Annotated in this window: 13 protein-coding genes; 12 read left to right on the top strand and 1 reads right to left on the bottom strand. The window is 38.9% G+C overall.

Annotation, left to right across the window (positions count from 1 at the left end; translation table 11 throughout):
- The first annotated feature begins 3 nt into the window (after positions 1-3).
- The 12 genes from BPR_RS11920 (at position 4) to BPR_RS11860 (ending at position 11,651) form a co-directional block, all read left to right on the top strand.
- Complete coding sequence (locus BPR_RS11920; RefSeq protein WP_013281744.1) at positions 4-942, top strand: zinc ribbon domain-containing protein; 939 nt, start codon at positions 4-6, stop codon at positions 940-942.
- 15 nt (positions 943-957) lie between these two features.
- Positions 958-2,994 carry a zinc ribbon domain-containing protein gene (locus BPR_RS11915; protein WP_013281743.1) on the top strand — a complete coding sequence of 679 codons (2,037 nt, stop codon included), beginning with the start codon at positions 958-960 and terminating at the stop codon, positions 2,992-2,994.
- 468 nt (positions 2,995-3,462) lie between these two features.
- A complete protein-coding gene (locus tag BPR_RS19960; RefSeq protein ID WP_013281742.1) occupies positions 3,463-4,476 on the top strand; it encodes a non-canonical purine NTP pyrophosphatase in 1,014 nt (337 codons plus the stop codon).
- 52 nt (positions 4,477-4,528) lie between these two features.
- On the top strand, positions 4,529-5,152 hold the full coding sequence (locus BPR_RS11900) for a hypothetical protein (RefSeq protein ID WP_013281741.1): 624 nt from the start codon (positions 4,529-4,531) through the stop codon (positions 5,150-5,152).
- Positions 5,153-5,235: 83 nt separating this feature from the next.
- Entirely contained in the window at positions 5,236-5,733 is a 498-nt protein-coding gene (locus BPR_RS19955) for an HAD domain-containing protein (RefSeq protein ID WP_013281740.1), read from the top strand.
- A gap of 92 nt (positions 5,734-5,825) precedes the next feature.
- Positions 5,826-6,290: an 8-oxo-dGTP diphosphatase gene (locus BPR_RS11890; protein WP_013281739.1), complete on the top strand. Its 465-nt coding sequence runs from the start codon at positions 5,826-5,828 to the stop codon at positions 6,288-6,290.
- Positions 6,287-6,685, top strand: coding sequence for a hypothetical protein (locus BPR_RS11885; RefSeq protein ID WP_052301826.1), 399 nt, complete (start codon positions 6,287-6,289; stop codon positions 6,683-6,685). The genes BPR_RS11890 and BPR_RS11885 overlap by 4 nt, the downstream gene beginning before the upstream one ends.
- Before the next feature lie 337 nt (positions 6,686-7,022).
- Positions 7,023-7,997 (top strand): aminoglycoside phosphotransferase family protein, encoded by a 975-nt coding sequence (locus BPR_RS11880; RefSeq protein ID WP_013281736.1) that lies wholly within the window; start codon positions 7,023-7,025, stop codon positions 7,995-7,997.
- Positions 7,998-8,033: 36 nt separating this feature from the next.
- Positions 8,034-9,560, top strand: coding sequence for a hypothetical protein (locus BPR_RS11875; protein ID WP_013281735.1), 1,527 nt, complete (start codon positions 8,034-8,036; stop codon positions 9,558-9,560).
- Between the two features lie 96 nt (positions 9,561-9,656).
- Positions 9,657-10,160, top strand: coding sequence for an RNA polymerase sigma factor (locus BPR_RS11870; protein WP_013281734.1), 504 nt, complete (start codon positions 9,657-9,659; stop codon positions 10,158-10,160).
- A complete protein-coding gene (locus tag BPR_RS11865) occupies positions 10,157-10,933 on the top strand; it encodes a hypothetical protein (protein ID WP_013281733.1) in 777 nt (258 codons plus the stop codon). The genes BPR_RS11870 and BPR_RS11865 overlap by 4 nt, the downstream gene beginning before the upstream one ends.
- 115 nt (positions 10,934-11,048) lie before the next feature.
- Positions 11,049-11,651: a 2-dehydropantoate 2-reductase gene (locus BPR_RS11860; RefSeq protein ID WP_013281732.1), complete on the top strand. Its 603-nt coding sequence runs from the start codon at positions 11,049-11,051 to the stop codon at positions 11,649-11,651.
- Between the two features lie 25 nt (positions 11,652-11,676).
- On the opposite strand, the gene BPR_RS11855 is transcribed toward BPR_RS11860, so the two are convergent.
- Positions 11,677-12,372 carry a YczE/YyaS/YitT family protein gene (locus BPR_RS11855; protein ID WP_013281731.1) on the bottom strand — a complete coding sequence of 232 codons (696 nt, stop codon included), beginning with the start codon at positions 12,370-12,372 and terminating at the stop codon, positions 11,677-11,679.
- Between the last annotated feature and the right edge of the window lie 335 nt (positions 12,373-12,707).

Genomic DNA, 12,707 nt, shown 5'->3' with positions numbered 1-12,707 from the left:
GATATGTATTGCAATAATTGTGGAGAAAAAATACGAGAAGGTGCAGCGTTCTGCCCTGTCTGTGGAGAAAGGATTGTTTCGAAAGGAAGAAGTGAGAAAGCAGGCGCTGGAAATAATATAGAAAAGAGTTTTGAGATTAATGCTGAAAATATAAAAACTAAAGCAGGCGAAACTCTTTTGGATATTTCAGATGCGGCAAAAGAGGTTAAGGATAAAACTGCTGAGAAGATAGAAAACTTCGATGCTTCAGAAAAAATTGAAGCAGCAAAGAAAGGTACAAGAAATTTCTTTGATTGGTACGGATATAACTGGAACAGGCTTTTTAAACATAAGTGGAAAGGAATAGAGCTTAAGCATCATCTTATCTGGGGTGGTGCGCATGTAGCAGCTCTTTTGCTGATAATTCTCATTATCAATCCTTTAAAAGGCGTTTCAAAAGACGAGGAGAGAGCAGATAAAGTAGGATATGAAAACATAGAATCTGAAAATGCGGAAGAATCTAAGAACTTTACTCAGATTGTAACGGATGTGGTATCGCAGGGGCAAAATGACGGAAATGAAACTGAGGATGCAGAGGAAAAATCTGCAGTAGATCAGGCAGTTGACGTAGCAAAAGAAAAGGCAAATGAAATAGGAAATGAGCTGGATTATGCAGCCAAAGTTCTTTTCAGCAGTCTCTACGGCACTTGGACCAATGAGTCAGGAACATTCACGTTAACTATTGGGAAAGACGGAACTGTTAAGATTGCTGATTCTACAGGAACTTTTGGGGCAGATGCTTTCACCTATACTGAGGTTGATGATGATACAGTGCGCCTTAAGGTTGCATCGGACAGTTTTATTGCTAGCATGTTGTCGATTGATATGGACTATGAGGTAAACGGTGAAACTCTGACTGTAAGCGCTTTGAATCAGAGCTTTGACTTAAAGAGAAAGAAATAACAGGAGTTTTTGGTTATGAATTGTCCAAATTGTGGAGCAAAATTAAGAAAGGGAGCGCAGTTCTGCCCTAAGTGCGGAACAAAGCTTGATGTACCTGCAGAGAAAAGAGTTATCAATAAAAGTATTGTTATTGGAAGCGGTCTTGGTGCTGCGATTTTGGTAATTATAGTGCTGGTAGTTCTAAATTTAAATCATAACAAAGTAGGTCAATCTGCTGGTAATGAAGAAATTGTTGCTAATGGAGAAAATGAAATTAATGAAGTGACGGATGCTAATGCAGAGGAACTATCGGAAGAGAATACTAAAGAGGAGCTTTTGGCAAACTTTGGCATTTCATCTGATAACGATGCAGATTATAGCATTGCTCAGATTTTGGATTATACCCAGTATAAAAAGTATGATTCCGGAATAGGAAGTTTTAGCTTTGGTTATCCATCAGATATTTACAATGACGTAGAAGTAGTAAGTGACATGGAAGGTGGAGAATATGGCAGGATACTTCATCAGGTGAAAATGGCCGGTTCGGATGGTTCAACAGCTCTTTTTACAGTATATCAGAATGAAATCACTGATGTTGATGAAAAGACAATGGAAGCAATGACGGAATATGTTTTTGACCATGAGAAAAAGAGCTTTTTTGCTCCAAGAGTGGAAGTAAATGGTGTATCAACTGATGGTGGTCATGGCACACTTATTATGAGGGGATATGTCGGGAGCATAGCAAATTCTGATTGTATATATGATCTGTGCAGAATTGAAAGTGAATATGTATATCAGATGAAATTTACATATCCACGTCCTACAACACAGGAAGATGACCAACATAAGGCATATTTTTCTGATGTGATGTATAGGCTCTGTGCATTCAGCGGAACAAGCAGAAGTACGCCGGATAAATATGCGGATTTTGTTGATAGCAGATACACGAATTTCCATTTGGCTGACTGGCAGAAAGAGATTTTGCAGGAGATAATCCGGTATTATGTTGACTGTATGGAAAGGACTGAGAGAACCGCTGCTTTTTACGGGACTGATTATGACTACGAGATGCCGCTTGGAAGTATAGAAGAAATCGCAGAAAAGCTTTCTACGGAAGAATCTCTTTTGCAGCTATTTTATTATGCTGGTAATAACGGCGGCGAGGGAACTGTTGAGAGTGAACGAATAGCATATATTGGATGGCATCAAGATGATGATTACGACTTTTATTACAAGGACGAACTTGGGGATTCGTTTGAAGATTACAGTTCATTGGCATGTGGTGAAAAATCCCTGGAAAAAGGCCTGCTAAACTATGCAAGGACATTCTATAGGGATGTGTTTAATATGGAATTAAACACTAATGTTGTTTTACAGGATAGTTATGATTTTTGTCCCGGAGATAGGTTACTTTATATCTATAACAAAGATTATGACGAAATAGTCTATGCCTGGGGGTACGCAGGAGAGGGCGGTGTTGATGGCCCTGATGACTGGGATTACAATGAAGAATTGGATTGCTTTGATTATCACTTTGGTCCGGTTTATGATATTTCCGGCAGCGGAGAGCCTTGGGAAGACCATCGTGATGCAAAAGAGCCAGGGAATGGAATCTATGTATTCCATGTAAAACCTTTCTGGAATAACTGTGTTGGCTTTAAACTTCTTGGAATAGAGATGGCTGAAGCTCCCGTTGGGGATAATGCTTATTCAGAAGAAAATCACGACCATGATGAAAGTTATTATACTGAACTAAGCACGGAAAATTTCAAAGACTACTTCACATATGATTATGACTACAATTCAAAAGATATGACGGTGACAATAAAGATTACGCCTATTGATGGAAAGCTAACAGAGTATCAGGATTTTAATGTTACTTTTAATGCAAATGCGGTTAAGAATTCGAGCGGAGTTAACAAGGGAGATTCTGACTATTCAACAATTAGCATAAGCCCCGGATCGGGAAGCGGGGTGTACTCTAAAAAATATAATCTTTATGATTATGGATTTGACAAAAAAGTTAGATTTATGGGCATTAACCTAAAAGATGTCACGGGCAAAGTGCGTTGAGGAAAAAATATTAGATAGCCAGTTGTGATGGTCATTGGCTCTAAAATGGCTCTAAAAATTTCAAAAACCATCAAAAATACAGCGAAACAAGAGATATGTGCGAACAGAAGCCACGCAAAATAAAGGCTTTTCAAATAGATATAATAAACGTTAAACCGTGAGGGTGGATGTACAGTTGGATCAGGTAAGGTTGCTACAATCGTTGAGTAATCTTATCGGATTGCATAAACACTGAACTTATAAAGAGCTTCAAGCCTTGTGCTTGGGGCTCTTTTTTCGTACAATAAAGAAACGTATTGAGTATATTTGGGGGAGTAAAAAGACTATGCGTATCATTATTTGTGGTTTAAATGGAGCTGGTAATGGAACTGCCGAAGTAGCTACCAATGTTGAAATAATATTAAAGCGTATTGCTTGCTGAGTGGATGCAAGGGTGATGAATAAGCTTGTGAGAAAGGTATTTGAAATATGCAATTATTATATGCTACAAGTAACGACTCAAAAATATGCAATATGAGATACAGGCTCACGGGATATGATATAGAGATTATTACTCCTAAAGACCTGGGAATTCATATAGATGTCGATGAATCAGGCAGTACTCCTATAGAGAATGCCAGATTAAAGGCAATGGCATATTATGAAAAAACAGGACTTCCGACATTAGCAGCAGATTCAGGGCTCTATGTAGATGATATTCCAGCAGATGCGCAGCCAGGATTATTTGTGCGCAGGGTAAAAGGTAAGACATTATCGGAAGAGGAAATGATTGAGCATTATAGTAATCTGGCTGCAAGATACGGAGGAAGGCTGAAGGCTAGTTATATTACAGGATTGGTTCTTATTATAGATGGAAAAGAATACACTACAGAAATACCTGATGATGATTTTTACATATCTAATGAACCAAATGTTAACAGGCAACATAGAGGTAATCCACTTGATGTTGTAACGATTTGTCCTGCCAACGGCAAGTACTTTAATGACTGCTCATTAGATGAGCTTTCAGTTCTTGCAAGCTCTTTTGACAAAAAGTGCATTAAATTTCTGCAGGAAAGCCATATCATACCGGAAAAATCATGTGGTGGAATTGTTTATAAAATTGTAAATGGTGAAGTAGAATATCTGCTTGTAGAAGAAACAAGCGGATTTATTAGTTTCCCTAAAGGACACATTGAGATAGGAGAAACAGAGGAAGAAACGGCAATCCGAGAAATAAGAGAGGAAACTGGATTGGAGTTAAACTTGTTACATGGATTTAGGGAAATTCAGGAATACTATCCTGCTGAACGTCCAAATGTTAAAAGACAAGTGGTATTATTCTTGGCTGAGTATTCAGATCAAGTTCCTCATATTTTGCAGCCAGAGGAAGTTATATCACTCAAGAGTTTGAGATTGGATGAAGCCCTTTCAGTATTAGAATATGATGAACCAAAGCGTAATCTTCTGGAGGCTGACAAATATTTAAAAGGCAAATTGTAAAAACACATTTATCTAAAAATAGCTATCTATGATACTGATGAGGATATTTTATATGTTTTTGAAGAAGACACATAATGGAACAGGAACAAGATTTGCGATTGGCTTATTATTGGCATTGATGGCCTTTCAGCTATGCGCTTGCGGGAAAAAGGCTGAAGAGTCTCAGGAGGCGTCTTTCTATATCCCACAGGTGTACAGATACTCATTTGTATCATTATCTGAGGAAGATGGCCATAGAAATACCTTTAGGCATAAGATGAGATATGATCTTAATGATTTCTACAGGCACAATGACAGCTACGAAGCTATTTTCAGACTCTACAGAAACGCTTCAGCTAACAGCTTTCTGTTTGAAGTAACTGATTACAACTTTGGAATAGAGAAACTTACTGGTGCGGACAAAAATCATTTCCACTATGTTGTGATAGATCTATGTGAAGAAGAACTGTTTCCAGGGACAGATAATAAATATCAAACCATGGTTTATGATGTGGAGTCTGGGAATTTCTGGCTGGGAAAAGATTGTGACCATTTATACTCATATGGCAAATGTGCAATCGAAGATTACAGAGCCGATTCAGATTTGCTTGCATATGTAGAAGGCAAGTGGGAGGTTCCGGAATATCAGACTTTTTATGATTACCTTTGTTCTATGGATTGGCTGAAAAACTCATAAATGAACTGAAGAAGATCAAGAGTAATCTTGCCAAAGATGCAAGGATATTTTTTTATATAAAAACGTTAGTAAGGGGTTGTATTATGAGCAATGTAATATTCCTTGATGTGGATGGAGTCCTTAATTCGAAGTTTTGGGACAACGATCATCAACGTGAGATTAGTAATGGCAAATATATTGATTCTGAGGCAGTAAAGTTACTTGGAAGCCTTGTGAAAAGAACTAATGCTAAGATAATTCTTCATTCTGGCTGGAGATTTTGGTTTGATGAAACGATGAAACCATTAAGGACGGAAGCAGATTTTTTGGCTAACACAATGAAGGAAGCAGGCATTACGATTGCAGGAGTAACACCAGACTTAACTACGGAAGAGATAAGAAAGACCAGGAAGTTTAGCCTGGTAAAAGCTGATGAAATACTTTTGTGGTTAAAAGATAATCCCTCTGCGAATTGGGTAGTACTTGATGATCTTGAACTTCATAATAGTGAGATTGAAAAACATCAGGTAAAGACAGATGCTGAGGTTGGCCTTACTACAAAAGATGTTGAAAAAGCTATAACTATACTACTGGGAAATTAGTAAGAAAGAAGAGATTATATGTTAAGACTTGAGAAGATAAATGGTAAAAATGTTTGGGATATTTTAAAACTATAAAGCATGATGAGGAAAACATGAGCAGAACTGAAATATCAGAAATAACAGTCCTTTGCCTCATTTCAGATGGAGACAAAGTGCTGCTTCAAAATAGAGTCAAAGAGGATTGGAAAGGCTACACTCTTCCAGGGGGTCATGTCGAAATGGGAGAGTCTTTTGTTGATGCGGTAATTCGTGAGATGAAAGAAGAAACCGGCCTGGATATAAAGAACCCACGACTTGCTGGAGTTAAGCAGTTTCCAGTCAGGGACGGTAAATACGAAAATGGAAGATATATAGTATTTCTTTTCAAAACATGCGAGTTTGTCGGAAATGTTATCTCTTCAGATGAAGGCCAGATGGAGTGGGTAGAGAAAAGTAAACTGTCAGAATTTGAAACAGTTGATGACTTGGAAGAACTACTGGAAGTTATAAATAATCCTGAACTTACAGAGTTCCAATATCTTGTTGAGGGTGATAACTGGATGGTATCTGTTAAATGAGAGTAATGATAATTAGGCATGGCAAAGTACTTCATGACTGGAAAAAGTGGTGCACATCTGCTGAGTTTGATGAGCAATGTGCGTTATATGACAAAGCTCCGATTGATAAGGCATCTGTAGATACAGTGAACGATGATATTCAAATAGTTTATATTAGCGATTTGGACAGGACTCTACAAACTGCAGAAAAGATATTTGGAGAAGAGGATTTCAATAGGACAGCACTGCTAAATGAGGTTCCGCTTCATTCAGGATTTGATATAGCAATACGTTTGCCGCTTAGTGTTTGGAATTTTCTAGGAAGGCTACAGTGGCTAATCGGAAATAAAAGACAACCTGAAGGCAGGAAGCAGACCTCTAAGAGAGCAGTTTGTGAACATGATAATAAAGCATAATGAGGATTGTGCCGTAGTCACACATGGCTTCTTTATGCATACTTTGATCAGAATAATGAAGAATGTGGGCTTCAAAGCGGATAAAGAGCGAGTGAACTATAGGAATGGAGAAGTAATTTTACTTACAAGAAAGTGTTAAGGGGAAGAAGCATGGTCCTGAAGCTTCTAATGCAGATAACCCTGAGCGTGAGCACCTGATAGAAGAGCTTGCAGATGTCTTAATGTACTATAACGATGTGCTTCTTTGCTGTGGAATAACTGCAGAGGAGTTAAAGGAGACATATACAAACAAGTTTCAAAAGAACATGAAGCGCTGGTGATTGGAAAGGATTAAATTATGATCAAAAGTAAAACGAAATATGAAGCTTCACTTGAAGAAATAAGGGAACTTTTTTCTTTTCATAAACTTGGGAGTGCTACAGATATTTCACCACTTGGCAATGGAGAGTTTAATTCTGCGTATAAGGTGGTACTTGATGATGGTCAGAAATATGCACTTAAGATAGCACCTCCAGAGGGAGCTATGGTCCTTTCATATGAGAAAAACATGATGGAATCAGAAGTTTTCTGGTATAAGATGATGCATGAGAACACAGATATTCTTTGCCCGGAAGTATACGTGTCCGACTTTTCTCAGAATATTATTAAAAGCAACTGCTTTATCATGCAGATGATGGAGGGAGAGCCCTTGTGGGCTGTAAAGTTTTCTGATCGTGAATATGAAAATGTTCAAAAGCAGAAAATAGAAATGCTTACAAAGATACATAGGATCAAAAATGACAAGTTTGGTTACAGACAGTCCGGACTTCATGATACATGGTATGATGCGCTAAAGTCCATGGCAGGTAACCTCGTTAAGGATTGCAAGTCACTTGGATACGAGACACCTGATGGGGAGAAGTTTATTTCATATATTGATAAACACGCTAAGCTCCTCCGGAGTGTGCCTTGCCGAATGGTGAACTTTGACCTATGGGACAGCAATGTCTTATATAACGATGGCAAGATTTGCTGGATTGATCCTGAGCGCGGATTTTGGGGTGACCCGGTGGCTGACTTCATTACCCTTGGTACAGGGCAAAAAGCACCGTTGTCAACAAAACAGAAAGAGCTGGATATTTATAATGAAACAGCAACAGAGAAGATAGTTCTTTCTAAAGAGACTGAAGTTAGATATGCGTTAGCAGTCTGTTACCTGGCTCTTATTGAGGAAGTTGAAAAATATGTCAGATATGAGCCTGATGAACCTAATTACATAAGAAATACCAATGATGCAAGAGAAATGTATGACATGGCTTTTGCAATACTATAACAGTCTATATTAAAGGTGAGTCAAAAGAGGCTTCATATGAAAACTAATAAGAAAATATGCATAATACTGTCAGTTTTGCTGGCAATTCTTAGTTTTGTGACAATAGTATTTATCAGGCTCAAGCTTGGCGAGACACATTTGCGCAAGCTATATGAGGGCTATAACAGCATGGGGTTATACCTGATAGTCATATGGCAGATTGTTATAGTTGCCGGATGTGCGCTGTTCTGGATAAGGGGAAGCAAACACATAGAGGGACCATTACAATATATAGGGCGAGGCGTAAGTCTCGTCCTATCTTTCGTGCTGATAATTTTCCTGGCAGGAAGGTGGCTGCATCTTATATTTGATTATAATTATGGGCATGTTGCCCTTGAAAAAGACAATCTGATGCTCATAAGGCAGACCAGCAAACTGGAGGATGACAGCTATTCCATATGGTCCAGAGATGGATTGTTTTATAGAAGACTTGAAAGAATAATAGGTTCTTCAGCAGACTCTGTAGCTGAGGGCATTTTTTATGCCTATGTCAGTGGCTTTGAGGATAATCTTGGAGCTACCCCTAGTGATTCCGCAGAGGATATGACAGATGAAAAGAGTGAGCAGAAAAGTCGCGAGTATGAACTTCTAAACAAGTACATTGAGATAACAGAAAATACATTTCCCGAGAAGTTTCAGAGAGGTTTGTACTGGGAGGAAAAAGAGTGCAGTGAAAATGCTATAGGAACAGTACAGGTTGCGATTCTTGAAGAAGGCGGAATGCAGGATATGACCTGGTTTTGCGAGAATTTTTGCGACTGGCTGGAAGAGTGCCTTCAGGAGGTTCCTTATGATGAGGCACCTTGGATATATAAAGCCGTTGGGGTAATAATGCCTTCAGTAACAGGAGAATTTGATCCATCGCCATATATCGAGGGAAACTATAACAGAGATGCTCTTTATGAAGGAATATATGACTTTATAGATACTATGCTGACTTCGGAGGATTACCCTGAGCAGAATATAAACTATGGAATGCTCGAGTTTGTGGATAACGGGAGCGATGACTATTTAAAAGATATAGAGCCCGACTGTACCTATACAACTAACGATGGCATTACCTATGGCATGTATCCTGTTGACAGGGCAGCAGGCAGCAGCTACTACATTCTTGCAGCATACAAAAAGGCAGGAGATACACCCGAAGTTATAAATGAGTATCCCTTTGGCGGAAGCGGAGGGCAGGCAACATGGATTACCTTTATTGATGATACAAACCTTGGCTTTGCATGCCTTACCTACAACGGAGGAGACAACGCATATCTTTATAGAACTGAGGATGGAGGCAGGTCTTTTACCCAGATAAATTATCCATCAGCCAAAGTCAAACTTGCTGATGGAACAATCTACAATCCATTCCTGATTCCTGAAAAAGTATGGGCTGATAACGGAGATATATACCTTCTAGCCGGTCAGAGTCAGTGGTCAGGGGATTATTACAGTGAGAAACTGGGAAAACACCCCTCAGGACTCTATGTCTCACATAATAAGGGACTGAGTTTTGAATATGTTGGGGAGAAGTAAATATTTTTTCTAATTATTTTGTCCAGTTTTTGTTTCATGAATCGTATTACTAATAGAAGGCCTTCTAATAGAAACAGAAAGTGAGAATATTCGCACATGGATGAACAGGAAGTCAGACGCGTTGTAGATACCTACTCTGACATGATAAAGAGAATAAGTTACAACTACCTTCAGCAGACCTACGACTGTGAAGATATATGCCAGACAGTTTTCTTAAAGTATTTAACAAGCACCATACTCTTTGAGGATAGAGCACATGAAAAGGCTTGGATGATACGAACTACGATAAATGCCTGCCATGATCTTAGGAAGAATGCATTTTTCAGGAAAACTGTACCACTGGATGAAGCACTTGAAAAAGAAATCCAGCAGGAGCAAGGTTCTGAGGTACTTGAAGAAATCTCGAAACTTCCGGTGAATTACAGGACCGCCATTTATCTGTATTATTTCGAGGGATATAATACGGAGGAAATTGCAGATATCATGGGTAAAAGAAAGACAGCAGTTTCCAAATATCTATCAAGAGGCAGGAAGATTCTAAAGGATACATTATCAGAGGAATACATAAGCGTATATAAGGTAGGTGAACAGGTCCTATGAAGAGAGAAAAAATAGAAAACTATATAGAGTCCATGGAGAATATCAAATTTTCTGATCATGAAAAAGAGCATATGGTTCGCCGGATAATGAATGGCGGAAATGCGAATGGAGGTCGTATGAAGGGAAAACTTGATATTAGAAAACTGGGAATAGTTGTTGCAGCATGTATGACGATATTTAGTGCAACTGCCTTTGCGGCAGGAGAAGCAGCGGGAATAGTCAGCTGGAACAGAATAGATACCAGAACCGGTAACTTTGAAGATCTGTCCAGAATTGAAGAAAAAGCTGATCTTGATATAGCAGCTATTGAATCATTTAGTAACGGATATAAATTTGATTATATGGAGGTTGAAGAGGCCAAGACCCAGGATGAAGATGGCAATGACCTCAGGCATTTCAAAGGGATCGATATAACCTATGAAAAAGAGGGATGCCCTTGGATCAGTGTCAATGCTGATCCTGCAGAAATGTATGATGATCCGCATGAGGAAGACACAGCTGTCAGGGAAATTGAGGGAATAACCGTATACTATAACTACACAGAGTGCTTAAATCTTCCCGTTGATGAAGAACCTAGTGAGGAAGAACTTGAAAGAGAAGAAAAAGATAGGCATTTTTCTATTAGCGTTGGAAGTGATGAGCGATATACCGATTATCTTAGCTCGATAGACTTTGAAATGGATGGTATTTCATACGTTTTGATAGGATTTGACCTTGATATGACGCAGGATGAGCTATTTGATATGGCAAAAGAAATAATTCTTGCAAGGTGAGACTCAGAAAAACAAGTTGCTCAGTAGGAGATGACCAGATTCAAAATCTGTGGTATTATTTATTTTCCTGAAAAGGAATGATAAAAATATAGAAAAGGATATATCAGGAAGTACTATGAATATTTACATTGATTTTGATGATTGTCTCTGCGAGACAGCAAGGTATTTTACAGGTCTTGTTGAGAATTTATATGGTAAAAAAGTGCCCTACGAGGATGTTAAATTCTTTGACCTTCAAAGGTCATTTGATCTTACAAAAGAAGAGTACGAGCATATGATGATCGAGGCTCATACTCCGGAAGCGCTTCTTTCTTTTGAAGAAACTAATGGAGCATCCAGAGTAGTTAATAACTGGATTGATAGCGGTGCGAATGTGTCAATAATTACTGGCCGCCCCAGCAGTGCCTACGAACCATCACGTTTGTGGCTTGATCAGCATGGACTTGAGAGAGTTAAGCTTTTTTGCCTTAATAAGTACGGGCGCGACAGCTTTATCAAGAATAGTGAGTTCACACTTGAGCTTGAAGACTATTACAAAATGCACTTTGATTATGCTGTAGAAGATTCACCTGCAGCTTTCAAATTCTTTGACCACATGCCGGACCTTAAGGTAATGGTATTTAACCGTCCTTGGAATCAGGAAGTCCAGTTCCCGAATTCCGGATATACAAGATGCCCTGATTGGGAATTTATAGAAAAAAGCGTTGCTCTGGGATGATCTCAGAGCAACGCTCGATTTTTGTTCAGGCAACCTTTTTGTGAGCAAAAACTCTTACGGAGTCAGCCAGATGCTGGTGATGAACGCTTGTAGCATCGAACTTAACTGAAGAAAATGCCAGTTGCATTATTGGTCCTGTGGCGAAAGCGCAGATTAGTGTGCCTATACCTACAGGGCCTCCAAGGAGCCATCCAATCAGTGTTGCAAGGCTCAAAAGAGTTATACTGACAGCGCCGATAGGAACCTTTCTGGCGCGCTTGGTAAGTGCCACCAGCAGAGTATCTCTTGGACCGCAGCCAAGAGAAGCACTCATATATGTGTACTGGGTATATGCTATGATCACAAGCCCTATCAGCATCACGGGTATTCCACTGGAAAGTGACTCACATTTAGGGACTACATTTAATCTGTTAAAAAAGTCTACTGATTTTCCAACGACAAACGCATCTATGAACATTGCAATACCAATCGGCTCTCTCAAGGCTATATCTATACCAAGAATCGCGTAAGATACTGCTACAGAGGCTGTTCCATACAATATTCCAAGACTCTTTGCAAGCCCAAGATTTAAGACATCCCAGGGACCTGCACCGATATTGGCCTGAATGGTCATATATACGCCAAAACCATTAACAAATAGGCTGACAGCCGCAAGTATCATATTTGCAAAGATCGCACTAACTGTGCGGTTTTCTCTTAAACTCCTAAATCTACTGATCATACCAAAACTCTTCTTATAAAATACATTTCAACGATTATGACTTCGAATATTGAATTTCTGAGGAAAAGCAATATTCTCATCGGGACTACCTGCCCACAGAATTATACACAAACAAAATCAAATTGTACATAAAAAATAGCATACTTGCACACTCTTTATAAATGTGTACTGACACAATTATTTGTTAATCATTATCTATCGAACAAAGTCCCTTTAAAAATATGACTTAGCCGCGATGTTTCCTCCATAAAACGGGTATGCTTCAGTTATGTCATAATCGTATGAAGCAGGCAGAAATGTGCAGTTCTCGGACGAGGAGATAATTCATGAGATGA

The sequence above is a fragment of the Butyrivibrio proteoclasticus B316 genome (assembly GCF_000145035.1).
GTDB classification, from domain to species: Bacteria; Bacillota; Clostridia; order Lachnospirales; family Lachnospiraceae; genus Butyrivibrio; species Butyrivibrio proteoclasticus.
The sequence above is the reverse complement of the archived record's forward strand: the minus strand, read 5'-3'. Positions and strand labels throughout refer to the sequence as shown.

What these genes read in the sequence shown, in the direction of transcription:
- BPR_RS11920 (WP_013281744.1), top strand. Translation starts at nt 4, where the DNA reads ATGTATTGCAATAATTGTGGAGAAAAAATACGAGAAGGTGCAGCGTTC.
- BPR_RS11915 (WP_013281743.1), top strand. Translation starts at nt 958, where the DNA reads ATGAATTGTCCAAATTGTGGAGCAAAATTAAGAAAGGGAGCGCAGTTC.
- BPR_RS19960 (WP_013281742.1), top strand. Translation starts at nt 3,463, where the DNA reads ATGCAATTATTATATGCTACAAGTAACGACTCAAAAATATGCAATATG.
- BPR_RS11900 (WP_013281741.1), top strand. Translation starts at nt 4,529, where the DNA reads ATGTTTTTGAAGAAGACACATAATGGAACAGGAACAAGATTTGCGATT.
- BPR_RS19955 (WP_013281740.1), top strand. Translation starts at nt 5,236, where the DNA reads ATGAGCAATGTAATATTCCTTGATGTGGATGGAGTCCTTAATTCGAAG.
- BPR_RS11890 (WP_013281739.1), top strand. Translation starts at nt 5,826, where the DNA reads ATGAGCAGAACTGAAATATCAGAAATAACAGTCCTTTGCCTCATTTCA.
- BPR_RS11885 (WP_052301826.1), top strand. Translation starts at nt 6,287, where the DNA reads ATGAGAGTAATGATAATTAGGCATGGCAAAGTACTTCATGACTGGAAA.
- BPR_RS11880 (WP_013281736.1), top strand. Translation starts at nt 7,023, where the DNA reads ATGATCAAAAGTAAAACGAAATATGAAGCTTCACTTGAAGAAATAAGG.
- BPR_RS11875 (WP_013281735.1), top strand. Translation starts at nt 8,034, where the DNA reads ATGAAAACTAATAAGAAAATATGCATAATACTGTCAGTTTTGCTGGCA.
- BPR_RS11870 (WP_013281734.1), top strand. Translation starts at nt 9,657, where the DNA reads ATGGATGAACAGGAAGTCAGACGCGTTGTAGATACCTACTCTGACATG.
- BPR_RS11865 (WP_013281733.1), top strand. Translation starts at nt 10,157, where the DNA reads ATGAAGAGAGAAAAAATAGAAAACTATATAGAGTCCATGGAGAATATC.
- BPR_RS11860 (WP_013281732.1), top strand. Translation starts at nt 11,049, where the DNA reads ATGAATATTTACATTGATTTTGATGATTGTCTCTGCGAGACAGCAAGG.
- BPR_RS11855 (WP_013281731.1), bottom strand. Translation starts at nt 12,372, where the DNA reads ATGATCAGTAGATTTAGGAGTTTAAGAGAAAACCGCACAGTTAGTGCG.